At 59.1% G+C, this 25,364-nt stretch carries 23 protein-coding genes; 10 read left to right on the forward strand and 13 right to left on the reverse strand.

Annotated elements, in window-relative coordinates; translation table 11 throughout:
* Positions 1-74: 74 nt before the first annotated feature.
* From ACM6IM_RS03260 to ACM6IM_RS03295, 8 genes are all read right to left on the reverse strand, one after another.
* Entirely contained in the window at positions 75-1,277 is a 1,203-nt protein-coding gene (locus ACM6IM_RS03260) for a CaiB/BaiF CoA transferase family protein (protein WP_414864138.1), read from the reverse strand.
* Between the two features lie 74 nt (positions 1,278-1,351).
* Positions 1,352-2,515, reverse strand: coding sequence for an acyl-CoA dehydrogenase family protein (locus tag ACM6IM_RS03265; protein ID WP_414864139.1), 1,164 nt, complete (start codon positions 2,513-2,515; stop codon positions 1,352-1,354).
* Between the two features lie 66 nt (positions 2,516-2,581).
* Positions 2,582-3,178, reverse strand: coding sequence for a thiamine pyrophosphate-dependent enzyme (locus tag ACM6IM_RS03270; RefSeq protein WP_414864140.1), 597 nt, complete (start codon positions 3,176-3,178; stop codon positions 2,582-2,584).
* Entirely contained in the window at positions 3,166-3,705 is a 540-nt protein-coding gene (locus tag ACM6IM_RS03275) for a thiamine pyrophosphate-binding protein (protein ID WP_414864141.1), read from the reverse strand. The genes ACM6IM_RS03270 and ACM6IM_RS03275 overlap by 13 nt, the downstream gene beginning before the upstream one ends.
* Positions 3,706-3,877: 172 nt before the next feature.
* A complete protein-coding gene (locus ACM6IM_RS03280; RefSeq protein WP_414864142.1) occupies positions 3,878-5,092 on the reverse strand; it encodes a pyridoxal phosphate-dependent aminotransferase in 1,215 nt (404 codons plus the stop codon).
* The gene (locus tag ACM6IM_RS03285) at positions 5,089-5,727 is read right to left on the reverse strand and encodes an RraA family protein (RefSeq protein WP_414864143.1); all 639 of its coding nucleotides are present in this window, start codon (positions 5,725-5,727) and stop codon (positions 5,089-5,091) included. Before ACM6IM_RS03285 ends, ACM6IM_RS03280 begins: the two co-directional genes overlap by 4 nt.
* The gene (locus ACM6IM_RS03290; RefSeq protein ID WP_414864144.1) at positions 5,727-6,389 is read right to left on the reverse strand and encodes an RraA family protein; all 663 of its coding nucleotides are present in this window, start codon (positions 6,387-6,389) and stop codon (positions 5,727-5,729) included. Before ACM6IM_RS03290 ends, ACM6IM_RS03285 begins: the two co-directional genes overlap by 1 nt.
* Entirely contained in the window at positions 6,389-7,054 is a 666-nt protein-coding gene (locus tag ACM6IM_RS03295; RefSeq protein WP_414864145.1) for an RraA family protein, read from the reverse strand. Before ACM6IM_RS03295 ends, ACM6IM_RS03290 begins: the two co-directional genes overlap by 1 nt.
* Before the next feature lie 105 nt (positions 7,055-7,159).
* Here ACM6IM_RS03295 and ACM6IM_RS03300 point away from each other — a divergent pair, with 105 nt between their 5' ends.
* Together ACM6IM_RS03300 and ACM6IM_RS03305 are read left to right on the forward strand one after the other, a co-directional pair.
* On the forward strand, positions 7,160-8,053 hold the full coding sequence (locus ACM6IM_RS03300) for a LysR family transcriptional regulator (protein WP_414864146.1): 894 nt from the start codon (positions 7,160-7,162) through the stop codon (positions 8,051-8,053).
* A gap of 158 nt (positions 8,054-8,211) precedes the next feature.
* The gene (locus ACM6IM_RS03305) at positions 8,212-9,042 is read left to right on the forward strand and encodes an alpha/beta fold hydrolase (RefSeq protein WP_414864147.1); all 831 of its coding nucleotides are present in this window, start codon (positions 8,212-8,214) and stop codon (positions 9,040-9,042) included.
* 100 nt (positions 9,043-9,142) lie between these two features.
* On the opposite strand, the gene ACM6IM_RS03310 is transcribed toward ACM6IM_RS03305, so the two are convergent.
* The gene (locus ACM6IM_RS03310; RefSeq protein WP_414864825.1) at positions 9,143-10,519 is read right to left on the reverse strand and encodes an MFS family transporter; all 1,377 of its coding nucleotides are present in this window, start codon (positions 10,517-10,519) and stop codon (positions 9,143-9,145) included.
* A gap of 503 nt (positions 10,520-11,022) precedes the next feature.
* Between ACM6IM_RS03310 and ACM6IM_RS03315 the strand changes: the two genes are divergently transcribed.
* The 3 genes from ACM6IM_RS03315 (at position 11,023) to ACM6IM_RS03325 (ending at position 14,991) form a co-directional block, all read left to right on the forward strand.
* A complete protein-coding gene (locus ACM6IM_RS03315; protein WP_414864148.1) occupies positions 11,023-11,946 on the forward strand; it encodes a LysR substrate-binding domain-containing protein in 924 nt (307 codons plus the stop codon).
* Between the two features lie 102 nt (positions 11,947-12,048).
* The gene (locus tag ACM6IM_RS03320) at positions 12,049-13,167 is read left to right on the forward strand and encodes an MFS transporter (RefSeq protein ID WP_414864826.1); all 1,119 of its coding nucleotides are present in this window, start codon (positions 12,049-12,051) and stop codon (positions 13,165-13,167) included.
* Between the two features lie 195 nt (positions 13,168-13,362).
* A complete protein-coding gene (locus ACM6IM_RS03325) occupies positions 13,363-14,991 on the forward strand; it encodes a methyl-accepting chemotaxis protein (RefSeq protein WP_414864149.1) in 1,629 nt (542 codons plus the stop codon).
* 13 nt (positions 14,992-15,004) lie between these two features.
* Here the strand turns inward: ACM6IM_RS03325 and ACM6IM_RS03330 are convergent, their stop codons facing one another.
* From ACM6IM_RS03330 to ACM6IM_RS03340, 3 genes are all read right to left on the reverse strand, one after another.
* Positions 15,005-16,402: a hypothetical protein gene (locus ACM6IM_RS03330; protein WP_414864150.1), complete on the reverse strand. Its 1,398-nt coding sequence runs from the start codon at positions 16,400-16,402 to the stop codon at positions 15,005-15,007.
* A gap of 144 nt (positions 16,403-16,546) precedes the next feature.
* Entirely contained in the window at positions 16,547-17,107 is a 561-nt protein-coding gene (locus tag ACM6IM_RS03335; protein ID WP_414864151.1) for a hypothetical protein, read from the reverse strand.
* Positions 17,108-17,235: 128 nt separating this feature from the next.
* Positions 17,236-18,177, reverse strand: a complete 942-nt coding sequence (locus ACM6IM_RS03340; RefSeq protein ID WP_414864152.1) for a DMT family transporter — start codon at positions 18,175-18,177, stop codon at positions 17,236-17,238.
* 100 nt (positions 18,178-18,277) lie between these two features.
* Here ACM6IM_RS03340 and ACM6IM_RS03345 point away from each other — a divergent pair, with 100 nt between their 5' ends.
* Positions 18,278-19,207 carry a LysR substrate-binding domain-containing protein gene (locus ACM6IM_RS03345; protein WP_414864153.1) on the forward strand — a complete coding sequence of 310 codons (930 nt, stop codon included), beginning with the start codon at positions 18,278-18,280 and terminating at the stop codon, positions 19,205-19,207.
* Between the two features lie 78 nt (positions 19,208-19,285).
* Here ACM6IM_RS03345 and ACM6IM_RS03350 read toward each other — a convergent pair whose 3' ends face one another.
* On the reverse strand, positions 19,286-20,212 hold the full coding sequence (locus ACM6IM_RS03350; protein WP_414864154.1) for a LysR family transcriptional regulator: 927 nt from the start codon (positions 20,210-20,212) through the stop codon (positions 19,286-19,288).
* Positions 20,213-20,373: 161 nt separating this feature from the next.
* Between ACM6IM_RS03350 and ACM6IM_RS03355 the strand changes: the two genes are divergently transcribed.
* The 4 genes from ACM6IM_RS03355 to ACM6IM_RS03370 all read left to right on the forward strand — a co-directional run bounded on the left by ACM6IM_RS03355 (position 20,374) and on the right by ACM6IM_RS03370 (position 25,279).
* The gene (locus ACM6IM_RS03355) at positions 20,374-21,384 is read left to right on the forward strand and encodes a zinc-dependent alcohol dehydrogenase family protein (protein ID WP_414864155.1); all 1,011 of its coding nucleotides are present in this window, start codon (positions 20,374-20,376) and stop codon (positions 21,382-21,384) included.
* A gap of 293 nt (positions 21,385-21,677) precedes the next feature.
* Positions 21,678-23,015: an NAD(P)/FAD-dependent oxidoreductase gene (locus ACM6IM_RS03360; RefSeq protein ID WP_192303557.1), complete on the forward strand. Its 1,338-nt coding sequence runs from the start codon at positions 21,678-21,680 to the stop codon at positions 23,013-23,015.
* A 184-nt stretch (positions 23,016-23,199) separates the two neighbouring features.
* Positions 23,200-24,231 carry an ABC transporter substrate-binding protein gene (locus ACM6IM_RS03365; protein WP_414864156.1) on the forward strand — a complete coding sequence of 344 codons (1,032 nt, stop codon included), beginning with the start codon at positions 23,200-23,202 and terminating at the stop codon, positions 24,229-24,231.
* Between the two features lie 13 nt (positions 24,232-24,244).
* Positions 24,245-25,279 (forward strand): ABC transporter substrate-binding protein, encoded by a 1,035-nt coding sequence (locus ACM6IM_RS03370; RefSeq protein WP_414864157.1) that lies wholly within the window; start codon positions 24,245-24,247, stop codon positions 25,277-25,279.
* Positions 25,280-25,364 lie beyond the last annotated feature (85 nt).

Genomic DNA, 25,364 nt, shown 5'->3' on the forward strand with positions numbered 1-25,364 from the left:
CAGGATCTTCATTGGGCGGTGTTCCCTCAAAAACTTTGATCGTTGTAAGCAGGCCTTTTGTTTTCAGATCAAGGCTAAATCGCCCCGGCTGCGCGCATTTGTTCAATACGATCCGTATCCAGCCCAAGTTCCCTGAGCACCTGTTCGGTGTGCTGGCCTAGGCCAGGTATGGCATCCATACGTGGCTCGAATGCGCTGTTGCTGCCTGGAGGTATCAAGCTGGGCACGGTGCCGGCAGAGGTTTCGATTTCCCGCCAGCGACCACGCGCCTGAAGTTGCGGATGGTCCCAAACACCTTGCATGTCATTGACCCGGGCATTTGCAATGTGCGCATGCTCCAACCGATCAAGCACGGCATCGAAATTGAGTGTGGAGAACGCTTCAACGATGAGTGCCCGCAGCGCCTGGCGGTTTTCGACGCGCTTGAAGTTGGCGGAGAAACGTTCGTCTTTCGCCAGTTCAGGAATAAGCAGTACCTTCTCGCAAAATTGCTGCCACTCTCGCTCGTTCTGCAAACCCAGCATGACTGTGGTGCCGTCACCGACGGGGAAGGGACCATACGGGTAGATTGTGGCGTGCGCGGCGCCGGCGCGAGGGGGAGGTGTAGCGCCGTCGTAGGCGTAGTACATCGGATAGTTCATCCACTCGATCAGGCTTTCCAGCATCGACACATCGAGGTGGCTCCCTTCGCCAGTGCGTCCACGCAACAGCAAGGCAGACAGAACTCCGGTGTAGGCGTACATGCCGGCCGCGATGTCAGCAATGGAGCAACCGGCCTTGGCCATTTCTTCCTCACCCGGTCCGCCGGTGACCGACAGGAATCCACCTTCGCTCTGGATCAACAGGTCATAGGCTTTTTTCTTTTCATAGGGGCCTCCTGCACCGTAGCCTGAAATGTCACAGACAATCAGGCGTGGAAATCGCTGATGTAAAGCCTCAAATGAAAGTCCCATTCGTGCTGCCGCACCCGGCGCCAGGTTCTGTACCAGGACATCGGCAGTGGCCAGCAAACTGTCCAGCACCTCGGTGGCCGAATCTTGTTTAAGATCGAGGGTCAGGCTTTCTTTCGAGCGATTGGTCCAGACGAAGTGAGAGGCGAGACCGTTGACGCGCTGGTCGTAACCTCTGGCGAAGTCCCCCGTGCCTGGGCGTTCGACCTTGATCACGCGCGCGCCAAGGTCGGCCAGTTGTCGGGTGCAGAAGGGCGCTGCAATCGCATGCTCAAGGCTGACGACGGTAATGCCATCAAGCGGACGGATGCCTTTGGGTTGGCTCATGATTATTATCTCTCTTGTCATGGCTCCCCAGTCGCGCCTGCTTGAGCCGACGCGCTGGGTTTTACGCTGATTTTTTAAAAGGAGCGCGGCAGTTCGAGCAGGTGTTCGGCAACGTACGACAGGATCAGGTTGGTGGAGATGGGCGCCACCTGATACAGGCGGGTTTCACGGAATTTGCGCTCGATGTCGTACTCGCAGGCAAAACCAAAACCGCCGTGGGTCTGCAAGCAAGCATTGGCGGCTTCCCAAGAGGCTTTTGCCGCCAGGTACTTGGCCATGTTGGCGCTGGCCCCGGCGTTGATACCGCTGTCGTATTCCTCGCAAGCACGCCAGCGCATCAGGTCAGCCGCTTCGATTTCAATGTGTGCTTCAGCGATGGGGAACTGCACGCCTTGGTTCTGCCCGATAGGGCGTCCGAAAACGACGCGATCACGCGCATAGGCGCTGGCTTTTTCGATAAACCAACGACCGTCGCCAATGCATTCGGCGGCGATCAGTGTGCGCTCGGCGTTCAGGCCATCCAGGATGTAGCGGAAACCTTTGCCTTCCTCGCCGATGAGGCTGTCGGCAGGAATTTCGAGGTTGTCGAAGAACAACTCGTTGGTTTCGTGGTTGACCATGTTGGCGATCGGTTGCACGGTCAGGCCGTTACCGATGGTCTCACGCAGGTCGACAAGAAAGATCGACATTCCTTCGGACTTTTTCTTCACGTCGGCCAGAGGGGTCGTACGCGCCAGCAGGATCATCAGGTCGGAATGCTGAATTCGCGAGATCCAGACCTTCTGTCCGTTGATGACGTACTTGTCGCCTTTGCGCACGGCGGTGGTCTTGATCTTGGTGGTGTCAGTGCCGGTAGTTGGCTCTGTCACTCCCATCGATTGCAGGCGCAATTCGCCACTGGCCAGTTTCGGCAGGTAGTAACTTTTCTGTGCCTCGCTACCGTTACGCAGCAGGGTAAACATATTGTACATCTGCCCGTGGACGGTGCCGGAGTTGCCACCGCAGCGATTCACTTCTTCAAGGATTACCGAGGCCTCGGCCAGTCCAAGGCCGGAGCCGCCGTACTCGACAGGAATCATCGCAGCCAGCCAGCCGGCATCGGTCAGGGCCTTGACGAAGGTTTCCGGGAAGCCTTTTTCCTCGTCGACTTTCCGCCAGTAAGCCGCATCGAATTCAGCGCAAAGAGCGCGTACGCCCTCGCGGATGGCATTGAGTTCGCCAGAGTTGCGGTCAGTCATTATTGTTCTCCTCAACGCGTCACGCATGACAACGGCCTTGCGTGACCGGGTACGGGCATAGAATGGTCAGATCGGGTTGAAACCCAGCGCAGCACGAAAGCGATTTTTGATGTAGTGACCATCGCGCGGTGGCAGCACCCGTGGCGGGTTTTCCGCTTTGATTTTGATGGTTGCGAGCTTGACGCCATCGCGCGTTGCGAAGCGTTCGCGCAGGTTGTGTACGCCTTCCATGTCACGGACTTCATCGGTCCAGCCGAAACCGCAAGTTTTCGCAACCTGGTCCAGGGAAATACCAAACCCCGCATGGCTGACCTGCATACCGGTCTCGCCAAAGTGACCGTTATCCAACACCGCAATAGTCAGGTTGGCGGGTTTTTGAAGTGCGACGGTGGCCAGCGCGCCGAAGCCCATGAGCAACTCACCATCACCCGTGACTACAACCACCGACTTGTCAGGCTGTGCATTAGCCAGACCCAGGCCAACCGTTATGGCACTGCCCATGGCGGCCCAGAGGTAATAATTCAGATCATTGTCACCAGCGGCCATGACGTCATAGGACGCTGATCCCAGGCCTGTCACGACCAGCACGTCTTTGCGGTCGGCCAGCAAGGCCTTGACCACTTCGCGGCGGCACAGAGTGTGGTTTGCGCTTACTTGACCCATTTCTTTTCTCCAATCAGGCGTTGACCGAGCAGCAGGGCGGTGGAGGAATCTCCGTTGAATGCCATCGTCGCGGCACCGTGCAGCAGCGGAGCGACGTCTTCCGGGACGTCCGCGCGCCAGGTCATGACCTTCATCAAGTTGAGAGAGGCTTCGGTTGCCTGACCCATAGGGTTCTGCCACGCGTTGAATTCGGCCCAGTCGCCTCGCATGGTGACCACCATCAACAGCGGAAAGCCGGCACAGACTTGAAGTGCCAGAGTGTTGATGCAGTTACCGACGCCGCTGGACTGCATCAGGAGGGCACCGCGCTCTCCGCCAAGCCATGCGCCGGCGAGATAGCCGATACCTTCTTCCTCGGTGGTGAGGACAACGGCCTTGATGTCCGGGTCTGCATACGACATACGGATCGCCGCCGAGTGACCTGCATCCGGTACGAAGACCACGTGTTTGACGTCGTGGGCCTTGAGCACGCGAAACACGTCCTCTTGCCAATCCTGTCCCGCTATGTGTTCAGCTTCTGTTGACATGCCAATCTCCCAAGCAGTGCTGCTTTTGTGTTTTCACCCATTCTGGGAGGGATGGTGGAGAAGGACGACTACCGTTTTTGTCTTTGAGATATGCCCATTTTGTATAGCTGGGCGGTGAATGCGTGGCCTGCCGGGCAATGGCGATAGCCACGTATTATGGGAAGGGAAATGATTAACGTAGGGAGGTGCAGAAGGTACGGATCGCCTCGCACGCCCGGCGCAATGAAGCGTCATCCAGGGCGTAGGCGATGCGAATGTAAGGGCCAAGACCAAAAGCGCCACCATGCACTATGGCCACATCCGCTTCGTCGAGCAGTGCATGCGCGACGTCTTCGTCAGTATCCAGTATCCGGCCACCCGCTGAGGTACGCCCGATCAATCCGGCACAGGAAGCGAAAGCGTAGAACGCCCCAGCTGGACTGACGCATTCAAGACCTGGGGTGTCGTTCAGCAGCGCCACCATCAAATCGCGACGACTCTGAAATGCCAACCGGCTTTCACGGATGAAATCCTTGGGACCTTCCAGCGCGGCTAGTGCGGCCTGTTGCGACACAGAGCTGGCGCCGGAGGTTTGCTGACCTTGCAGCTTTTCCATGGCGTCCAGCAGCCAGCGTGGCCCTGTGGCGAAACCGATGCGCCAGCCGGTCATGGCATAGGCTTTGGACACCCCGTTCATAGTCAGGGTGCGCGGTGCCAGTCGTGGTTCAACCTGGGCCAGTGTGTAGAACGCTTGATCGTCGAAGATCAGGTGCTCGTAGATGTCATCGGCCAAAATCAACACGTGAGGGTGAGCCAGTAACACCTCAGCCAGGGCGTACAGTTCTTGCTGGCTGTACACCGCGCCGGTCGGGTTGGACGGCGAATTGAGTATCAACCAGCGGGTCTGCGGTGTGATCGCGGCGGCCAGCGCCGAGGGCGTCAGCTTGAAACCGGTGTCGGCATTGCAGATAACGATTCGGGCTTCACCACCACACAGTTGCACCATCTCCGGGTAACTGACCCAGTACGGCGCCGGCACGATGACTTCGTCACCTTCATTGAGGGTCGCGGCCAAGGCGTTGTAGATCACCTGCTTGCCACCGTTGCAGACGAGGGTGTCTTGCCAGGCAACGTCCAGGCCGTTTTCACGGCGGAACTTGGCCGCCACCGCTTCTCGCAGCGAACGTACACCGGCGACCTGGGTGTAGCGGGTGTGCCCGTGTTCAATGGCAATGATGGCCGCTTCGCGCACATGCTTGGGCGTATCGAAATCGGGCTCGCCGGCGCACAGCGAAATAATCTTCGCACCTTGCGCCCGGCGCTCTGCTACCCGATCCATGATTCGGTAAGTTGCGGACGGTTGTACGCTGGCCAGACGTTGATTCAGACGCTGGATATCGGCGCTCATGCGCGGGTTCTCCACTCAGTCAGGTTCATCAGCTCAAGGGTCGAGCGGCCTTCGGTCAACGCCTGCATCATCAGCTCTTCCTTGCTCGCGCGCGCTTCACCTTCAGCCAGGGTGCGTGCCGCATCCGCCTTGGGAATGATGATCACACCGTCATCGTCGGCCACCACCCAGTCGCCCTGTGCCACGAAGGCACCGTTGAAATTGAACGGTTGCCCCACCGAAGGCGCACTGGTCTTGACCGTGCCTTTCACCGAAATACCGCGAGCAAACACTGGGAACTGGCGCTTCTTCAGGGCCGCGATATCGCGCACACCACCATCAATCACCAGCCCGACCACGCCAGCCGCTTCGGCCGCCACTGTCAGCACTTCGCCCCAATAACCGGCGATGAAGCCACCCGTACCCACGACCAGCACGCTACCACGGGGCACACGTTCCATCGCCAGGTGCAGGGCAAGGTTGTCGCCCGGCGAACATTCCAGTGGGTAAGCGGGGGCGGAGATGAAAGCACCGTCCCAGATCGGACGGATTGCACTGTCAACCGCGCAAGGCAGATGGGACGCCTCATACAGCGTCGAGCTGCCCAGCACTTTGGCCCGAGCAAAAGCATCCAGGGGGAGAGGGAGCATGGTCATCAGACTTTCCTCTGCAGGCTGTGGTAACCCAGTGCGGTCCGGGCTTCTTTAAGGGTTTTGCCTTGGCTGATCAGGGCGCGAATGGCGGCTTCGACCGATTCGATTTGACGGGCACATGCCGCCACTTCAGCCGCACGGGCTCGTGGGACGATCACCACGCCGTTGGCGTCAGCGACCACGATGTCGCGGGCACAGACCCGGGCCGTGCCGATGGACACCGGCTGGTTGACCGACTGAACTTGTACGCGGTCTTTGCCGGTCCGCATGAAGCGGCCTTTGCTGAACATCGGGTAGCCATCGCTCAGTGCTTTTTTCACGTCACGGCAAACACCGTCGATGACCGTGGCAGCGATATGCCGAGTTCCGGCGTACTGGGTCATGATGTCGCCCCAGACTGTGCAGTCGGTGCGGCCGCTGTTGTCGATGACCACTACATCGCCGGGTGCCACGTCTTCGATGAAATCACCCACAGTGCCGGGAGGTACGCTGGCCGAGACGTACTGCACAGTGAATGCCGGTCCGACGATGACCTTGCTGTAATTGTCCAGGGGTGCCACGCCGAGGCATTGACCGGGCAGGCCGAGCTTATCCAGCGCATCGGAGACGCCCGGGGTGTCCAGGCCTTCAAACAAGGCGACCAGTTCTTTGTCTTCAATGTTCATCAGGCGTGCTCCACGTGGATCGCTTCGAATTGGGTGTCATGCATCACTTCGGCGACCGAGCGACCGCTGCGAACGGCCTCGACCATGCCGTCCTGGCGGAGGGCAATACGCTCGCCAAGGTCGAGCACTTTCTCGATATAGCCTGAGGGCACGAACACGGTGCCGCAGGTATCGGCGATGACATAGTCGTTCTCGCTGACGTCGACGCCGGCCACGTTGATGGTTACGGCGGCATCGACCTGAACCACCCGATTGCGGGCACTGATCATGGTCACGCCGCGGCCATAAACCGGGTAGCCAATTGACTCACTGCCGTCGATGTCGCGGCTGAAACCGTCGATTACCGTGCCACGAACGTTCTTGCTGACCGCTGCATTGGCGAGGATATCGCCCCAGCAGGAGATGCCTTCGATTCCACCTGCGATCACCAGCACACGATCATTGCTGTCGATCTGTTCCACCACGGGGGTAATCAGGTGCACAGTGGGGACGTTGTCGGATTTTGGAGCCAGCAGCACGGTGCTGGCGCGGCCGACAATCTTTGGGCAGTTCCACAGTGGGCGCAGCCCAACAGTGGCACCGGGCAGGTCGAGGAAGTCGAGCGCATCGGAGACCGTGTTGGTATCCAGCGCCGCCAAGCGATCCAGCAAACTCTTATTGATCATGGGAAAGCCCCAGTGGTGACGGAGGCGCCCAGTGTCAGTGAGACAATTTGATAGGTATATTACTAATCACAGATACATTGGATACGTTAAACCTATGGATTAATCATGATCAATTTTCGACTCATTCGTCATCTCTGGTTGTTCCTGGCGGTGGCCGAAGAACAGAATTTCGGCCGCGCGGCCAAGCGTTTGGGCATGTCCCAGCCACCGCTGAGCGAGCAGATCCAGGTGCTGGAGCAGGCCCTCAAGGTCAAGCTGTTTGATCGCTCGCGACGAGGTGCGAAGCTGACCCCGGTGGGGGCGGCGATTCTGCCAGCCGTGCGCAAGTTCGCGGACCAATTGGAGCGGCTGGAACTCGCCGTGGAGGAGGCAGTGGCGGGGCAGTCCGGGATGTTGACCATCGGCGCGATTTCTACGGCCATGTTTGATGTCTTGCCTGGTCTGATCGAGCAACTGAAGAGCGATTACCCGCACCTCACCGTGTCTGTGCGGGAAATCGACAGCGTCGAGGCGGTGCCGGCGCTGGAAACCGGGGATATTGACCTGGCTTTCGCCCGGCTGGAGGGTGATCTGGGGGCCTCGATCAAATCACTGCCGCTGACTCAGGACCGCCTGGTTGTGGCCCTGCCCAGCGATCACCCCTTGGCTGCGCGCACGCGAATCAGCCTGTCCAGCCTGGCCACTGAACCCTTAGTGATGTTTTCCCGAAAGGTCAGCCCGGTCTACTTTGACAATCTGATCGCGACCTGCCGCGCCAGCGGTTTTTCCCCGCGCGTGCTGCATGAAGTGCGCTCAGTCGCCTCGCAAATTGCGTTCGTCAGCTGCGGTCAGGGCATCGCACTGGTACCATCGGCGCTGAAAAAACTGGCGCCGAACAATGTGGTGTTTCGGGCGCTGAGCCAGAAACTCAATGTCGTGACCACAGCGATGGCCTGGAATGCAGATCGGCCCAACCCGCTGGTGGAGGAGCTGGTCACCCGGCTGCGATCCCGGTCGTGAGTCGAGCAAGGCCCTTGCGTGAGACCAAGTGATAGGTTTGGCGTATCAAAGCCTTACCGAATCAGGAATTTACAGATGGCTTGACTCCCTTGAAATTGCGTGTCTGGCCGCCGGCAACCCAGGCTAGGCCCAACCTTTTCGCTCAAGGAGTCAACAACGTGTCTTCTCCAGAAACGTTCACTCATGTGCAACTCCCTCTGACGGTGGAGGGTGTCCAACTGAACGTGGCCGCCATCCATCGCGACGGCGTCCTTGCGCCGATCGTGTTCCTGCATGGTTTTGGTTCGACCAAGGAGGACTATGCCGACATCGTGCAGCAGCCCGCGTTCGCCGGTCACCCTTTCGTGGCTTACGACGCACCGGGTTGTGGTGAAAGCCAGTGCGATGATCTTTCCAGGATTTCCATTCCCTTTCTGCTGCAGACAGCGTTGCAGGTGCTGGCACATTTCGGCATCGAACGCTTCCATCTGGTCGGCCACTCCATGGGTGGGCTGACCGCGCTGATGCTGGCCCACCAGTTCCCGGACCGGGTGCTCAGCTTCGTCGATATCGAGGGCAATATCGCCCCGGAAGACTGCTTTCTCAGCCGGCAGATCGTCGACTATCCGAACAACGATGCCGAGGTGTTTTTCGCCGCCTTCATCGAACGTGCCCGGCACGCCCCGGCCTACGCCAGTGCGCTTTACTCCGCGAGCTTGCGGCACAAGGTGCGTGCCGGTGCGGTGCGAGGGATTTTCCAGTCGATGGTCGACCTCTCCGATAACGCCGATCTGATGGGCAAATTCCTCGGCTTGAAATGTCCAAGGATGTTCATGTACGGCGAACAGAACGCGTCGTTGTCCTACTTGCCACATATCCAGGCTGAAGGTGTGCGGCTGGCGCCTATCGCTGATTGCGGGCACTTTCCGATGTATTCCAATCCGATCGCGATGTGGCAACAGATCGCCGATTTCCAGGCAAGCAGCCTTGCAGTCGACGCATTTCGTTGAACAATGACGCCAGTCGTCCGCGTTCCCGCCAGGTTTCTTGACGTAAAAAGGGCCCAAGGCTTTCATGGGCCCTATCGAACATCGCCGTTTCGTCAGTGCTTCAAACGCTCGCAGCGTGGGACTTTGCGCAACCTTTCAATCCTGTACGCTCCTCGATTTCACCCGTACCGCTGATGTAGCCATAGCGCGACAGATTCGGCATCAAAATTGAGGCGATAAAGGTGATGCTGGCAATCGCCGCGACGTAGAAAAAGAAGTACTCCTCGATCCCATGTGAGCGAAGCGACAACGCTATGTATTCGGCGGTACCCCCGAACGCCGCGTTGCCGACTGCATACGGAAAGCCCACTCCCAATGCGCGAACTGCGGGCGGGAACAGTTCAGCTTTGACGATCCCGGCAATCGGGGTGTACAGCGAGGCGATCGCCAGGCCACCCAATACCAGCAGGAATGCGGCAAATGGGCTGCTCACCGATTGCAGCGAGTACAGCAGGGGAATCACCAGCAGCATGGCCAACCCGGAGAACATCAGCATGTGCGCCTTGATGCCGATGCGGTCGGCAAGCAGGCCGAAAAGGGGTTGGCAGAACATGAAGCCGACCAGGGCGGCCGTCATGATGAAGCTCACTGTCTCCGGACTGAACCCTGCGGAGATCACCAGGAACTTCTGCATGTAGGTGGTGAAGGTGTAGAAGTAAAGCGAACCGCCAATGGTAAATGCGACCACCAGTGCCACTGCGCGTTTGTGCTTGAACATGCCGCGTAGCGAGCCGGCATCCTTGCGGTTCATGTCTTTCCTGTTGGCGGTTTCATGCATTGCGCGCCGCAAGTACACCACCACGATTGAACTCAAGGCACCGATGAAGAACGGAATTCGCCAGCCCCATTCGCGCAATTCTTCGCCGGTCAGCGTCTGTTGAAGAATGACGACGGTCATCAGGGCCAGGAGTTGACCGGCAATGATGGTGAAGTACTGGAACGATCCATAGAAACAGCGACGACCCGGTGTTGCGATTTCGCTGATGTAGGTGGCACCCGTGCCGTACTCCGCACCGACGGAAAGACCCTGAATCAACCTGGCGATGACCAGCATGACCGGCGCTGCCACACCGATGGTTTCGTAGGTCGGCATCACCGCGATCAGCAGGGAGCCGGCGCACATCATGAATACCGAGATGATCATCGACACCTTGCGGCCACGTGTATCTGCAATCCAGCCGAAAATCCAGCCACCGAGCGGCCGCATGAAAAAGCCTACGGCGAACACGCCGGCGGTTGCCAGTAGCTGGCTGGTGGTGTCGCCTTTGGGAAAGAACGAAGCCGCAAAGTAAATGGCGGTATAGGCATAGATGAAAAAGTCGTACCACTCCACCAGGTTGCCCGAGCAGGCGCCCATGATGGCTCTGACGCGATTCGGACTTTTTGCCTGCTCGGATTTATTGGTCGTGAGTGTTGAGTCGCTGTTTGATGCGGACATGTTGTTCACCCTTGCGTCAAGGCGAGACGATACGAGGCCCACGCTGATGCGTGTCCGACGTTGCTAGCTCGATGGGTTGATGTGCTTAGCGCAGTTGCAGTGATCCTTCGGCGATCAGTGCACAGGAGGGGGAAGAAGCCAGTGAGCGTTCAGCGGTTCGCTGAGGGTGAAGGGCGGATCGGTCAGGTGACTGGAAACAGGGGAAATCATGGCACAAGCCCTCAAATCTTATTCTTGTAGTCAGTCGATTGCTCTTGGCACCGACGTTGATTGCACGCTACCGCAGACCGAATAGCGAAATAAGCCGTCACGCAGGCCTAACTGATATACCGAAATTCTATAGCTCGCGCTGCAGCCCCGGCGGGCCAGGGCATACAGCCGCTTGCAAGATGCCCCGTCCCGTGCGACGTGGCTCGCGTGGCATTCCGAGGGCCGCCAATGCGTTTACACTGACGCTATGTTCGATGCACTTCGCGTCGAGCCCGACTCTGACTGGCCAGGCAATGGATGTCGTTCAACTCAAGACCCTGATTCATGTGGCCGAATTGGGCAGCCTCAGCAAGGCTTCCGACCGGCTTCACATCGCACAACCGGCGCTCAGCCGACAAATTCGATTGCTGGAGAAGGAACTGGGCACCTACTTGTTTGATCGGCATGGTCGCGGCATGGAGATCACCGATGCCGGCCGTGAAGTGCTGGCTCATGCCACCCGGATCATGGAAGAGATGGAGTCCATTCGGAGTTCGGTCGTGGGCGGAAAGTCTTCTTTTCGGGGCACGGTGGTGATCGGTACGACGCCGACAGTCGCAGAAATTGTCACCGTACCGCTGGTGCGCAAGATCAAGGATGAACATCCGAGTCTCGCCATCAGGTTCTCTTCCGCGTTCAGCGGTTACTTGCTCGATTGGGTGCAGCGTGGCGAGTTGGATCTGGCGATCTCCTATGATCCCCAGCCCTTGCATACGCTGCGTATCGTGCCGGTGATGATGGAAAACCTGCTGCTGGTTGGCCCCGCCAGCGCCAACCTGCGCCTTGATGTGCCTGTCTCATTCGACTCGCTGGCCGAGCAGCCATTGGTGCTGCCCAGTGCTCGTCACAGTCTTCGAGTGATTCTGGACAATTGCGCGCGTGAAGTGGGTATCAAACTGCGGACCAGTGTGGAAGCCGACTCTTTCGGGGCGATGATCGACCTGGTTCGCAACGGCTTCGGATTGACCGCTTTGCCCCTGGCCTCGATCTACACGCAAATTGAGTCAGGCGTGCTCAGTGCTGCTCCGTTAGTCGACCCTGTGCCGATGCGTAAGCTGGTTCAGGTGTTTGCTGCGGACAGGCGAGTCAGCCCCGCCGCAAAATTTGTTGGAGAAACCTTCATTGAGATTGCTGCCGATCTGGTCGATCGCGAAATATGGGCAGGGCACATGCTTTGAGCAAGCTCGCCAACCGGTTTCCCCGCTTTCCTTATCGCCGATGAAATTGTTTTGAACATTCAAGCCGCCCTCCCGGGCACGTTCGGCATCGGCCTGTTAGGGATGCTGCAAGTGTTGGTCTGGGGAGGTTCATTTTTCCTGATGGCCGTCATGGCCGATCCGATCATCGAGGAAACAGGCTGGGCCAGCAAGTGGGTCTATGGCGCGTTGTCTCTGAGCCTTCTGGTTTCTGCGCTGTTGGCACCATTGATCAGTCGACTGATCGCCCGCTATGGCGGCCGCCCGGTGCTTGCCAGCAGTGGTCTGGGCGTTGCCATCGGGTTGTCCCTGATGGCCGGTGCCACTTCATTGCCCGTCTTTTTTCTGGCTTGGTCGGTGATCGGTATCGGCATGGCGCTCGGGTTGTATGAAGCGCTGTTTGCCGGTCTGGGATCACTTTACGGAGAACGGGCAAGCGCCGCCATTACCGGCATCACCCTGATTTCAGGGTTTGCGACAACCCTGACCTGGCCGATCGTTGCGTGGATGATAGAGTCCATGGGGTGGCGCTCAACGTGCCTGGCCTATGCAGCGTTGTTGGTGCTCACGGTGGCACCGCTTTACATCTGGATACTGCCGAGAGGCCCGATTTCAGTCACCATAAGCGAAACGTCGCGAGATAAAAATCTCCCCATCAATCGACAGATCTACTGGCTCCTGACGGTGAACTTTGCGTTGGGGGCCGTGATCATGACGGCAATCTCCGTTCAACTGATCTCCTTGCTTGAAGGTCAGGGCTATTCGTTGGCAGCGGCCATCGGCTTCAGTGCTTTACTGGGGCCGAGTCAAGTGGGCTCGCGGGTTCTGCAGGTTTTTTCGCGAAAGCGTCATCCCATCTGGACGACATTGATCTCTGTGGTGCTGGTAGCTGTCGGCCTCGCCGTTGTGGCGCTTGCGCCAGCCATGACGGCACTCGGTCTCGTGCTTTATGGCGCTGGCAATGGTCTGCGAGCCATCGTGCGGGGGCTGCTGCCGCTGAGCCTGATGCCCCCGACCCAGTATGTCTTGCTGATGGGACGCATGGCTCGACCTTCGCTCATCGGTCAGGCGCTCACGCCGCTGGTAGGTGGTTACCTGTTACAGACCTGGGGGGCGAGCGGTGTGCTGGCCGGTTTGTGTTCGCTGGCCGGGTTGAATGTGGTGCTGGTGCTGTTTCTCCTGAGGCGGGTTCGAGCGCAATAACCGCTTTCCGAGAGCAGGCTTTCACGAGGCAGCAAAACATCCCGCAGTACACATTCCGGTGCCAGGCCAGTTTGCAACTGGAGTCACTTGGCAGCGCACTTTCAAACTGCGATGTCATCTTGATACCTACGTATGAGTGTTACCCGTCGAAACTTTACGTACCCTCTGGTTTCTGACGGTTCCAGGTATAAATGAATGTCGACCATGCGAAACATGAGTATTGCGCCACGTGCTTTTTTGGGGTTTTCGCTGATTGCCCTTTTAGTCATAGCGCTGGGGGTGTTTTCAATGAATCGTATGACGTTGATTCGCCAGGCGACGATCGACATGGAAACGAATATGTTGCCCAGTATCGTTTATCTGGGCGACGTCCAGCAAAACACGCTTTACTTGCGCATCGCTGCTTCGCGCATGGTCAACAACCGCGATCCTGCTCAGCTGCAACAGATGTACGACTCGATACCGAACTATATGCGCGAACTGAAAACAGCCAAGGATGCTTATGGTGCGACGCCGGCCGGTGAAGAGGAAAAAGCAACTTTTGCGCAGTTCAATATCGCCCATGACCTGTACCTTAAAGTTCAGGGTGAAGCGCTGGAGTTATCCAGGCAGGACAAAGTCAATGAGCTCAGGGAGTTGCTTAACACACGCCTGACAAGTGCATTGGAATCAATGTCGACAAGTTTGCAAAAGCTGATCGATATTAATCAGCGGGCGGCAAAAGATACCGCCAGAAAGTCCAGTGAGCAGTTTGAGAGTGCCACCCACGCTATTATCGGTACTTCAATCCTGGCGGTCGTGTTGACCGTATTGCTGGCCTGGATGCTCACGCGCAGTATTACAGCGCCACTGGGCCGCGCACTGAAGGCAGCCGAGCGGATTGCGACCGGGGATCTGAGTCAAACGATCGATGTCGATGGCAAGGATGAGCCGGGGAAGGTGCTCGCGGCCTTGTTCGTGATGCAGCAGAACCTGCGCCAGACAATCGAGCAGATTTCCGGTTCCGCCACGCAGTTGGCATCGGCTGCCGAGGAATTGAGCGCGGTCACCGATGAATCGTCCCGCAGCCTGCAGAATCAGAATGATGAAATCGAACAGGCCGCGACGGCCGTCAATGAGATGACAGTGGCAGTGGAAGACGTTGCACGCAATGCGGTATCAACCTCTGAAGCCTCCCGGCAATCGAGTGCCTTTGCCATGCACGGACGTGAACGGGTCGTGCAGACCGTCGCCGCCATCGAGTCCATGACCGTTGACGTGCAAAACACCTCCGTACTCGTTGAAGGCCTCGCGGCGAAAGGTCGTGATATCGGCCGCGTTCTGGATGTGATCCGCTCGATTGCCGAGCAGACCAATCTGCTGGCGCTGAACGCTGCCATCGAGGCCGCGCGCGCGGGGGCAGCCGGAAGGGGGTTCGCAGTTGTCGCCGACGAAGTGCGCGCACTGGCGCACCGTACTGCACAGTCCACGGAAGAAATCGAGACCATGGTGGCCGGGATTCAGAGCGGAACCAACGATGCCGTCTTGTCCATGGCGCGCAACACCGATCGCACTCAATCGACACTTGAGCTGGCCACCGCCGCCGGTGAGGCACTGGCACAAATCACCGAGTCGGTCTTGCAGATCAACGAGCGAAACCTGCTGATCGCCAGCGCCTCGGAAGAACAGGCGCAGGTGTCGCGAGAAGTCGATCGTAATCTGGTCAACATCCGTGATCTGTCCACGCAGTCAGCGGCGGGGGCCAATCAAACCAGCGCCGCCAGTAGCGAGTTGTCACGCCTGGCAGTGGAACTCAGCACGATGGTGACGCGGTTCGTGATTTAAAGGGCAGGCACGGCTATTCCACGGCGTCGATGCGCTGATCGCTGTAGAAAAAACTGTTTTTATCGGTGCTGGATTCAAAGAAGTATCCGTATTCCGTCAAGTAGTAGACGTGATTCACGCGATGATATTCGTCAGGCGCTTGCGAGCAGGCCAGCGCCTTGGCGCTGCCCGACAGACCGGGATGGAGTTCACTGGCCTTCAGCTCGCGTTCCACCTTGCAACGACTGGTTTTGGGGGTGTCGCCATAGGCACCGACAACGCTGTTGAGGGTGGCGCTGGTGTAGGTATAACTGACCGTTTGCCCGATCGGCAGCGTTTTCCAGTCACCCTCAAAGCTCAGTCGGCTGAGTGCACTGCTCTCGGCCATGCCACCGCTTCCACCAAAGCTTGACTTGGACACCAGGGGAATCAAGCCGCGCCAGTTCAGCTGTTGGCTTTCATAACCTTCCCCGCGTGACAGGATGTTCAATTGACCACTGGGAGCGTCGCTGCTGAGGAACCGTTCTTCGATGGCAGGGCTAGTTTTCCCTTTATAAGTCGTCGTTCCAGTTTTACGCACGAACTTCAAGGCGTGGTCCGGCGGGTCCAGGTTGAGTTGCCTTATCGCCGTCAGCACGTCGGGCTGTACCGATTGCAGCGCAATTTTCACCGGGGCTTTCAGGCGAGGCTTGAACAACGCCAGCTGTGCCGTCCGTTGCGCATCGCCACACACCAGCGCGAACAGCGCCTCGTAATCGGCGTTACTGCCAGCGATGGGTTGTGGAGCAGGGGAGCGGTCCACGCGCCCGTCGCTGATCCGATTGCGTGCATCCAGGTCATAACCTGCCAACTGCTTGAAGGTGCCGGTGGTGCACGACACGGCAAAACGCTCGCGTTTCTGTGCATACGGTGCGTTGTAGGGCACGTCATTGAGGACCGTGGGATTATCTAAGGCCGCCCAGAAGCGGGTTTCGCCGTTGTCTGTGCTCACGCTATTGCGATCGAGCAACACCCAGTTGTCTCTGTCGCTGGCTTTCACCAGGCGCCAGTCGGCCTTGGGGGTTTGTGCACACGCCTGGACGAATGTCGGGTTGGCCGCCAGCGTCGCATGCAGGTCGGCCGGTAATTCGCGGGCCGAGGTGTATTGACGGGAACCCATCGGATATACGCGCACGGCGCCGTCCAGGTACAGCAGGCGCAGTTGCGCGGATGAACATCCCGCCTCGAATTGCATAGTGACCGGCAGCGTGTTGTCGGACTTGGGCACCCACACCTGGAAGCTCAGCAGGTCGCCTTCGCGCAGGATGCTTTCCTTCACAAGGGGCTGGGCCAGGGTCGCCTTCAAGTCACCTTCGGGCTTGCGCGCATTGGTTGCGCAACCTGCCAGACTGATGACGCCGCAGACAAACAGGAGTGATGGAAAAAAACGCACGGTGACCTCTATGAATCCATTCGGGGATGCCGGATTTTCGGCAGGTGCGGCAGATTCTTTAACAGACGGGGCCTCGGCCAGGAGGACTCGCCGTGTGCAGGCTTGTCACAGGGGTGGGAATGGCGTGCATGCTGTTGAAACACACTAGTTCGTCAGCGATATGGCCAAGTCGATCGCGTTAACCGGCACGTAAATTAGGGTCAAAATCGAATAGACCTTGCGTGACGTGGCGGCAAATGCACAGAGGGGAAGAATAATCATGAACAGGTCGAAGGCCCCCCACAGCGCTATGGGAGAGGCTTTGAATAGAAGAATGTTTACGACCAATCCGAGAAAAAGATACGCCGACAGAAACAGCAGTGCGTACCGGCCATCCTGCTCGAAGTAAAGGCGAAGGCCATTTTGCTCGTCCTCACTTCGGCTTGGCAGCAAGAGTGCGGCCGAGACAAAAAGCGACAGCGCCAGGAGAACGAGCAACAGAAATTCTGCAAACGAGTATGAAGTCTTGACCTCAGGCAGTGTGTTGACCGCCCACCAGAAATCCAGCTGCGTCGTAAAAAGCATGACGGCCCAGACAGGCGCAACCCAATCGGGGCTTGCCGCACGACGGATGCGGAAAACCGTCAATGCACCCAGCAGCAGGCGAGTGACGGACAGCCCCAGTATCATCGAAAGTACCGTGGCAACGATCGGGAAGTTGCTCATGACGCCTCCTGTCTACAAATGATCAGGCAAGCGTAGACCCCACGGGGTCATCAGGAGTGTTGAACCGCAAGCAAGCGGGCGGCCACGTCCGCCGATGGCCGCTTTTGAAGAGCGGTTGCCACCCGCAACTACGGTTCGGCCGGTTTCGCCGGGACGATCTGGTGACGCTTGGCCGCCCAGACCACACCGCTCACCAACAGCACGATTGACGTCACCTCCATCAAGCCAGGCACCCGCTGGCTGAACAGAAACCCGTAGACGCAGGCAAACAGCGTTTCGAACACGATCATCTGGCCACTGAGCGAGGCGGCCATTCGACGCGAGCAGGCATTCCACAGCCCGTTGGCCACCCACGAACCACAGAGCGCGAGGAACAGGCAGACCCACAGCAACGCCATCCAGCGGCTGTGTTCAACCTGAGCGGGAACCAGGTTGGGGAACAGCATCAAGGCAGCGATGCCGAATACGACCGCCACGACACCCGTCACGATGCCCACCAGCGTCGACCATTCGCTGCTGTTGAAGCGGCTTTGTTTGAGGTAGCGGGCATTGTGGGTGGCGTACCACGACCAGCAGACCACACCGCTGACCCCGCAGGCCAGGCCCAGTAACTGGGACGACAGCGAGGTGCTCGCCGCCTGCGCACCGGAGTGCCCGAGACTGACCGATACAATGCCCAGGAATACCAGTAACAGGGGCAGCTTGAGTTTGGTCAGGGGCAGGGAGCCGGCATCGCCACGCCCCAGAAAGGTAATCGCAATCGGCATCATGCCGTTGATCAGGGCGGCAGCCGTCACCCCGCTCAGCTGTACGGAGGCGCCCAGCAGCGCATAGTTCAGGATGTTCCCGGTGAATGAAAGGCGCAGCAGCATCAGGGCGTCGCGGCGCGTGACCTGTCTGAGCAGGCGCGATGCGATGGGCAGGGCCACGAGGAGTGAGATCAGGCCGTACAGCGCAAACCGCACGCTGCTGATCAGCACAGCGTTGAATTCCGGCAGCAACGAGGGGGCGATGATCACCCCTCCCCAAATGGCACCCGCCAAAATCGCAAAGACAATCCCGCTGTTCATCCACTCGGCTCTGACAGGCTGTTTGGCGACATTCTAGCCGTGGTATATAAGCGTCACCTGCGATAAATAGTTGGCCACCCATTCCCAGGCGGAATGTCAGGTGGCGAAACAGCCGTTCGGGAGCACTGTCATTAACCGTTACCTGCGTACCTTGCCGCCACTGGAGACCCTCATCACTTTTGAGGCCGTGGGACGACACGCCAGTTTCACCGGCGCCGCAGGCGAACTGTTCCTGACCCAGAGCGCCGTGAGCAAACAGATGCGCCAGCTCGAGGACTGTGTGGGCGTCCCGCTTTTCGAGCGCAAACCCAGGGGTGTCACGTTGACCAGCGCGGGCGATGAGCTGCTGCTGACGGTCAATGTGCTTCTCGCCACGATGTACCAGAGCGTCACGCGGATTCGCAACGTCCACCAGTCCAATGCCGTGTCGGTGCTGGCGACCCATGCCCTGGCCCAGTTCTGGCTGTTCCCGAAGCTGATCGAATTCAACAAGGCGTATCCGGACATCGCGGTGCACGTTCACGCGATCAACGAGTTCGACGAGGCCAGCCTCAACGATTTTGACGTGGGCGTTCTGTATGGTTCTGGCGAATGGCCTTCGCTGGACAGCGATTTCCTGCTGCCGGAAATCGTCTATGCCGTGGCCCATCCCTCACTGGATGTCTCGGGGATCAAGACCCTGGAGCAATTGGCGCAGGCCAACCTGGTGCAGATCGACACCTGCGCCTGGCAGTGCCTGGACTGGCATCAATGGTTCGGCCACTTCGGCATCGACTACGTGGCGCGGGACAAAGCCCCGGTGTTCAACCAACTGACGTTGGCTTATCGGGCCGTCCAGCAGGGCATGGGTATCGGCCTGGCCTGGACGTTCATGCTGGATGAGTCGCTGGCCAAGGGCGAATTGCAGCGGGTGACCTCTTTCGAATGCGTGACAGGCAAAGGCGAGTTCCTGGTATCGCTCAAGCATCGCAAGCGTTCTGCCTCGGCCGAGATTTTCCGGGCGTGGCTCCTGGGGTCGATGGGCGACTGATGACCCAGCGCAAGGGCAAGGTCGGAAATCACGCAACCCCGCCTGGAAAAGCCCCCGCCGCCAAACGCGCTGTCGCGCTCAATCTCCTTTGCAGCGCTCCAGCCAGCGCCCGTAAAGTTTCGGAAATTGTTCACGCACCCAATCAACAAAGACCTCGACCTGCGGCGCGAGGTGCGAGCGGCTGGGGTATAGCACCGATACGGGGCGTGGATGCGGACGGTAGGGACGCAGCACCTCGACCAGTGTTCCGTCCGCCAGAAAACGGTCCAGCGTAATGCCCGGCGCCTGAAGCAGACCGAAACCCGCGACGCCACACTCGACGTAGGCGTTGGACTCGTTGACGGTGATGCCTCGGCGACTGATGTGGGAGTGCTCGCGACCACCATCCATGAATTGCCAGGCCAGCGGCCGCTGGTTCTGTCCTGAAACAAAGGTCACGCCGTTATGCGCGACCAGATCCTCCAGGGTCTTGGGCTCACCGTGCTCCTCCAGGTATCGCGGCGCCGCGCAGGTGACCATGGTGGCCATACCGATGCGACGGGCCACGAGGCTTGAGCTGGGCAGCTCGCCGATCCGCAGCGCACAGTCCACGCCTTCTGCGACCAGATCGACGGTTCTGTCGGTGACCCCCAGCGCCAGCTCGATCTGAGGATAGAGGGTGGTAAACGCACGCAGGCCTTCGATCAGTCCAGGCTGCGAAAACGCGGTGGGGATGTCGACCCGCAAACGCCCACGCAAGGTCGAGCCGGGCGACGAGAACATCGCCGTGGCACCGGCCACCTCGCCGAGAATCCGTTTCACGCGTTCATGGAATTGCTCACCTTCCGAGGTGAGCCTCACCGTGCGGGTGGTGCGCTGAAACAGCCGTACGCCCAGCGAGGTTTCCAGCTCCTGTATCGCACGGGTGACTTGCGGGCGGCCGATCTGCATGGCATCCGCCGCGCGGGTGAAACTGCCAAGCTCGGCCAGGCGGGCAAACACTTGCATTGACTGGAGTAGCTCCATTACGACCTCTCACGGAGTATTTTTGTTGCCAATGATATGTGGCTATTCAGTCTGATTGTTGTCTTTAAAAATAACAATTTATTGCCTGCCGAGGCATTTATCCAACCGTCGGGCTTGGGAAGAATATCGCCATCAGGTCACCCCTCATTGGAGATAGACACATGAAAGCCTGGCTTTTGCACGATTTTGGTCTCGATAATCTGGTACTCGGCGAAACAGCCACGCCCGTACCCAAGGCCGGTGAGTTGCTGGTGAAGATCGGGGCGGTTTCCCTCAACTTTCGCGATAAGGCCATCGTCGATGGCTTTTACGAACCCCACCTGGTGCCCAAGCCACTGATCCCGGTCAGCGATGCAGCGGGCACTGTCGTCGCCGTGGGCGAGGGCACAAGCCGGTTCAAGGTCGGCGACCGTGTCAACTCGCACCTGTATTCGCGCTGGATCGACGGGGAGCCAGGGCCGGACGAACCTGCCTACTGCTTCGGCATGCCGCTGCCGGGTGGCCTGGCCGAGTACATGATCATTCACGAAGAAAGCGCTGTGCGTGCGCCGGACACCCTGACTGACGAAGAGGCGTCGACACTGCCGATTGCTGCGCTGACCGCCTGGTATTCGCTGGTCGACTACGGCCAGGTCCAACCGGGCCAGACCGTCCTGGTTCAGGGCACTGGCGGCGTGTCTATTTTCGCCGTGCAACTGGCCACCGCGCTGGGCGCCAGGGTGATTGTCACGTCCAGCAGCGACGCCAATCTCGAAGCAGTGAAAAGGCTTGGCGCCGTGGCCGGCATCAACTACCGGACCTTCCCGCGTTGGGAAGAGCAAGTGCTGAAACTCACCGACGGCAAGGGCGTGGACCTGCTTCTCGATGTGGCCGGTGGCGAGGGCCTGAACCAGTCGATCCTCGCCACCAAGGCCGCCGGCAAGATCGCGCAAATCGGCTTTCTGACCGGTCAGACCACCACGCTGAGCCTGATGCCGTTGATTTTCCGCCAGACTACGCTCCGCGGCATCGCAGTGGCGCCACGCTCGTCGTTCGATCGCATGAACGAATTCCTGAACAAGCATTCGATCCGTCCAGTGATCGACCAGACCTATCCGTTCGAAGATGCCCACAAGGCGTTCGAGCACCTGGCCCGAGGCGCCTTCGGCAAAGTAGTCATCAAGGTCTCCTGATTCATTTGGTCAAGCGACATGCCAATCGTCGGCATGTCGCTGCAACACTGCGCTCGCGTTGAACCTGCATCGGCGCATCCTCCGATTTCGCAACACCGTCTCCAACACCATTCCCTCTGTCCGCTGACCGCCATTTCCCGGCCGCCAGACAGCCCGCGTCGCTGCACGAGACTCTCCCTTCAAGTACAAAAGTCGATTCCTTAAATCTGATGAGAGATTGACACGAATCAATAACTGTATGAATATTTCAATTAAGTGATATTTACAAATCGCACAGCGATACGGAGATTAAATTGTACGATCCTCTGGTCAATCCTCATCCAGGCGTCGGAACGCCACATACCGCTTCCTATTGGGTGGATACCGCAGGTATCGCGCCTCAGGATGACGGTCCGGTCAGCAGGGACATGGATGTCGAGGTGGCGATCATTGGTGCCGGCTATACGGGCCTCAGTTGTGCCTTGCACCTGGCCCGTGAGCACGGCGTTCGCGCAGTGGTTCTGGAAGCGAACCAGGTCGCCTGGGGTTGCAGTGGTCGCAACGGCAGCTTTGCCCGTATCTCCGGTGGTCGCGTTCCGCTGGCGGAGCTGATCCAGCGCTATGGCGCCACAGAGGCAAAAGCCTATTTCGATGAAATGTCGGCGGGGCTGAACACCGTGCGCGGGTTGATTCGCGAAGGTCAGATCGATTGCGACGTGCAGCCTGATGGTGTGTACAAGGTCGCCAGCCACGCCAGTCATGTCGACGGGCTCAAGCGTGAGGTGGGCCTCTATAACGATGTATTGAACTACGGCGCGAAGTTCGTCAGTGACGCGCAAGCCCATGCCGTGCATGGCGGTGCGGAGTCATTCGGTGCGCTTTACATGCCCGACGGTTTTTCGATGCATCCACTGAAGCTGGCCTGGGGGATCCACCGCATGGCCCGGGCAGCCGGGGTCAAGGTGCATGTGGGTTCGCCTGTGACCGACTGGCACAGCGACAAGGGCCGTCATCGCCTGGTCACCCCGGGTGGGGTGGTGACGGCTCGCCGGGTGGTGGTCGCCACCAATGGCTATACCTCCGGGGCGCTGAACAAGGCCACGGCCGGACGGGTGCTGCCGGTCCACTCGCAAATCATCGTGACGCGGCCTTTGAGTGCCGAAGAGAAACGACAGAGCCTGGTCGGCAGCGAATGCATGTTCGATACCCGCAACCTGCTCTCGTATTACCGCCGCTTGCCCGACGACCGCATTCTGTTTGGCGGGCGCAGCGCCATCACCGGTCGCGACGCGGAAAACCCCCGGCACCGACAGAACCTGCACGACGCACTGTGTCGCAAGTTTCCAGCCTTGCAGGGCATTGCGGTGGATTACAACTGGGGCGGCTGGGTCGCGGTGAGTGAAAATTCCTTGCCGTTCATTTGCAAGGTCCCGGGCCTGGACAATGTGTTTTCCGGCGGCGGGTATGCCGGTAGCGGCGTGTCGTTTTCCGTGCAGGCCGGCAAGCGCCTGGCGCAAATGGTGGCCGGTGATTCACAGCCCACTTCCATCGGTTTTCTGCACCAGTGTCCCAAGCGTTTTCCGTTTCAACCCTTCCTGCGCGTAGGGCAGCGGATGGCCTACGCCTGGTATCGCTTCAAGGATGCGCAGTGACCCGTTGCACGAGGGATGGCAAGCGCTAGAGCGGTCGAGCACCCGGGTGGGGGCAAGGACCGGGTGGTAAAAAGCGACAAGAGAGGATGACGAACAACGTCTCCCGATATAACAACAACCCAGTGGGCGGCAACGCCCGGCGTTCGATTCAACTGTCTAATTACAATAAGCTCAGGAGTTGAAAATGCGATCAATCAATAAACGAATGGCGGGCCTGGCGTTTGCCATGTCCTTGTGTTCCGTTGCCCAGGTGCAGGCAGCGGGTACGGTGACCTTTGCCGGCTGGGGAGGGGCGTTGCAGGATGCTGAACGCAAGGCCTATCTCAAGCCTGCGGAAGCCGCGTTGGGGATCAAGATTCAGGAAGACAACATGGATGGCCTGGCGGCGGTACGCGCCCAGGTGATGTCGGGCAAGCCGAAATGGGACGTGGTCGAACTGGCCTCCAACGATTGCGTGATGGCGCAGGAGCAGGGGCTGACCGAGCCGCTGGATTACTCGGTGATCAGTACCGAGGGCGTGGCGGCGAATTTCTACGGCAAGAACTGGATTGCCAGCAATGCCTATTCCACCGTGCTGGCCTGGGCGAAGGATGCCGGCGAGAACACGCCGAAAACCTGGAAAGCCTTCTTTGATCCTGAAGTCAAAGCCTCGCGCTCCATGTACCGGCAGCCCTACACCACGCTCGAACTGGCATTGATTGCCGATGGCGTGTCGCCCAAGGCGCTGTACCCGCTGGACGTCGATCGTGCCTTCAAGGTGCTGGAGCGCATCAAGCCGCAAGTGGTCAACTGGTGGCGCAGCGGCACCGACTCGGCACAGTTGCTGCGCAGCCGTGAAGTGGATGCGCTGTCGATCTGGGCGTCCCGGGTCGATGAGCTGAAGCAGTCCGGTGATGCCGTCGACTACACCTACGACCATGCTCTGGTCGACTACGACTGTGTGGTCGTGCCAAAAGGTGCACCGAACAAGGCGTTGGCGATGAAACTGGTGGCCGAGATCATGAAGCCTCACAGCCAGGCGACCCTGGTGACTCTGATCCCGAATCCGCCCATCAACGTCAAGGCCTACGATACCGGTATCATTCCCGCCGCGATGGCGGCCACGTTGCCGACGGCGCCGGCGAACATCGACAAGGTTGTATTCTTCGACCCGGTCTGGTGGCAGGCGCATCAGGCTGAAGTCCAGCGTCGATTCGACCTGTTCATCCAGAATTGATAAGGACGTCCCTATGAATTTCATCAAGAAAAACCTGCTGCAGGGTGCCGTTGCAGCGGTACTGGCCATGGGTGCCAGCGCCTCGGTGCTGGCGGACAGCCTGACCTTCTCCGGTTGGGGTGGAGCCTTGCAGGACGCCGAGCGCAAGGCGTATCTCGAGCCCGCCGCGAAGGCGCTGGGTGTCACCATCAAGGAAGACAACATGGACGGCCTGGCCGCCGTTCGTGCACAAGTGATGTCGGGCAAGCCGAAGTGGGATGTGGTGGAACTGGGCAGTACCGAGTGCGCCCAGGCCCAGCAGGAAGGGCTGGTCGAGCCACTGGACTACTCGGTGATCGATGCCACGCATGTCGACAAGAATGTGGTCAGCAGCCACTGGATCGCCAGTCACGCCTACGCCACCGTGGTGGCTTGGGCTGAAGACAGCGGAGCCCCCGTGGCGAAGAACTGGCAGCAGTTCTTCGACCCGCAGGTCAAGGGCGCGCGGGCACTGTACCGCCAGCCCTGGTTAACCATGGAAGCGGCCTTGTTGGGTGACGGTGTGGCGCCCAAGGACCTGTATCCGCTGGATGTCGAGCGCGCAATCAAGGTGCTGACGCGCATCAAGCCTCAGGTGGTCAACTGGTGGAGCGCCGGTGCCGACTCGGCCCAGTTGCTGCGCAGTCGTGAAGTGGACTTCCTGGCGATCTGGAACGGCCGGGTCAGTGAGGTCAAGGCCAGTGGCGAGCCAGTCGACTACAGCTTCGACGGAGCGCTGTTGAGCCACGATTGCCTGATCGTTCCCAAGGGTGCGCCGAACAAGGCGCTGGCGATGAAGTTGATTGCCCAAATCATGAAGCCTGAAAGCCAGGCGGCACTGGCCACGCTGATTCCGTACTCGCCAGTGAACGCCAAAGCCTACGAGCTGCCGATCATTACCGAGCAACTGGCTGCGCGCCTGCCGACGTCACCGCAGAACATCGACAAGGTGGTCGCGGTGTCGCCGCAATGGTGGGTCAAGAATCAGGAAGCCGTTCGCCAGCGATTCGCCTTGTTCCTGGCCAACTGATCCGTTGCGAGCAATTTGAGAAGTGGGGTGGGGCGCCCATGGCGCCCGATCTACGATAAAAAGGACGCGAAGCGTCCGATTTGTG

The organism is Pseudomonas sp. IT-P12, assembly GCF_949767465.1.
Taxonomy (GTDB): Bacteria; Pseudomonadota; Gammaproteobacteria; order Pseudomonadales; family Pseudomonadaceae; genus Aquipseudomonas.

What these genes read in the sequence shown, in the direction of transcription:
- ACM6IM_RS03260 (WP_414864138.1), bottom strand. Translation starts at nt 1,277, where the DNA reads ATGAGCCAACCCAAAGGCATCCGTCCGCTTGATGGCATTACCGTCGTC.
- ACM6IM_RS03265 (WP_414864139.1), bottom strand. Translation starts at nt 2,515, where the DNA reads ATGACTGACCGCAACTCTGGCGAACTCAATGCCATCCGCGAGGGCGTA.
- ACM6IM_RS03270 (WP_414864140.1), bottom strand. Translation starts at nt 3,178, where the DNA reads ATGGGTCAAGTAAGCGCAAACCACACTCTGTGCCGCCGCGAAGTGGTC.
- ACM6IM_RS03275 (WP_414864141.1), bottom strand. Translation starts at nt 3,705, where the DNA reads ATGTCAACAGAAGCTGAACACATAGCGGGACAGGATTGGCAAGAGGAC.
- ACM6IM_RS03280 (WP_414864142.1), bottom strand. Translation starts at nt 5,092, where the DNA reads ATGAGCGCCGATATCCAGCGTCTGAATCAACGTCTGGCCAGCGTACAA.
- ACM6IM_RS03285 (WP_414864143.1), bottom strand. Translation starts at nt 5,727, where the DNA reads ATGACCATGCTCCCTCTCCCCCTGGATGCTTTTGCTCGGGCCAAAGTG.
- ACM6IM_RS03290 (WP_414864144.1), bottom strand. Translation starts at nt 6,389, where the DNA reads ATGAACATTGAAGACAAAGAACTGGTCGCCTTGTTTGAAGGCCTGGAC.
- ACM6IM_RS03295 (WP_414864145.1), bottom strand. Translation starts at nt 7,054, where the DNA reads ATGATCAATAAGAGTTTGCTGGATCGCTTGGCGGCGCTGGATACCAAC.
- ACM6IM_RS03300 (WP_414864146.1), top strand. Translation starts at nt 7,160, where the DNA reads ATGATCAATTTTCGACTCATTCGTCATCTCTGGTTGTTCCTGGCGGTG.
- ACM6IM_RS03310 (WP_414864825.1), bottom strand. Translation starts at nt 10,519, where the DNA reads ATGTCCGCATCAAACAGCGACTCAACACTCACGACCAATAAATCCGAG.
- ACM6IM_RS03315 (WP_414864148.1), top strand. Translation starts at nt 11,023, where the DNA reads ATGGATGTCGTTCAACTCAAGACCCTGATTCATGTGGCCGAATTGGGC.
- ACM6IM_RS03320 (WP_414864826.1), top strand. Translation starts at nt 12,049, where the DNA reads ATGCTGCAAGTGTTGGTCTGGGGAGGTTCATTTTTCCTGATGGCCGTC.
- ACM6IM_RS03325 (WP_414864149.1), top strand. Translation starts at nt 13,363, where the DNA reads ATGTCGACCATGCGAAACATGAGTATTGCGCCACGTGCTTTTTTGGGG.
- ACM6IM_RS03335 (WP_414864151.1), bottom strand. Translation starts at nt 17,107, where the DNA reads ATGAGCAACTTCCCGATCGTTGCCACGGTACTTTCGATGATACTGGGG.
- ACM6IM_RS03340 (WP_414864152.1), bottom strand. Translation starts at nt 18,177, where the DNA reads ATGAACAGCGGGATTGTCTTTGCGATTTTGGCGGGTGCCATTTGGGGA.
- ACM6IM_RS03350 (WP_414864154.1), bottom strand. Translation starts at nt 20,212, where the DNA reads ATGGAGCTACTCCAGTCAATGCAAGTGTTTGCCCGCCTGGCCGAGCTT.
- ACM6IM_RS03355 (WP_414864155.1), top strand. Translation starts at nt 20,374, where the DNA reads ATGAAAGCCTGGCTTTTGCACGATTTTGGTCTCGATAATCTGGTACTC.
- ACM6IM_RS03365 (WP_414864156.1), top strand. Translation starts at nt 23,200, where the DNA reads ATGCGATCAATCAATAAACGAATGGCGGGCCTGGCGTTTGCCATGTCC.
- ACM6IM_RS03370 (WP_414864157.1), top strand. Translation starts at nt 24,245, where the DNA reads ATGAATTTCATCAAGAAAAACCTGCTGCAGGGTGCCGTTGCAGCGGTA.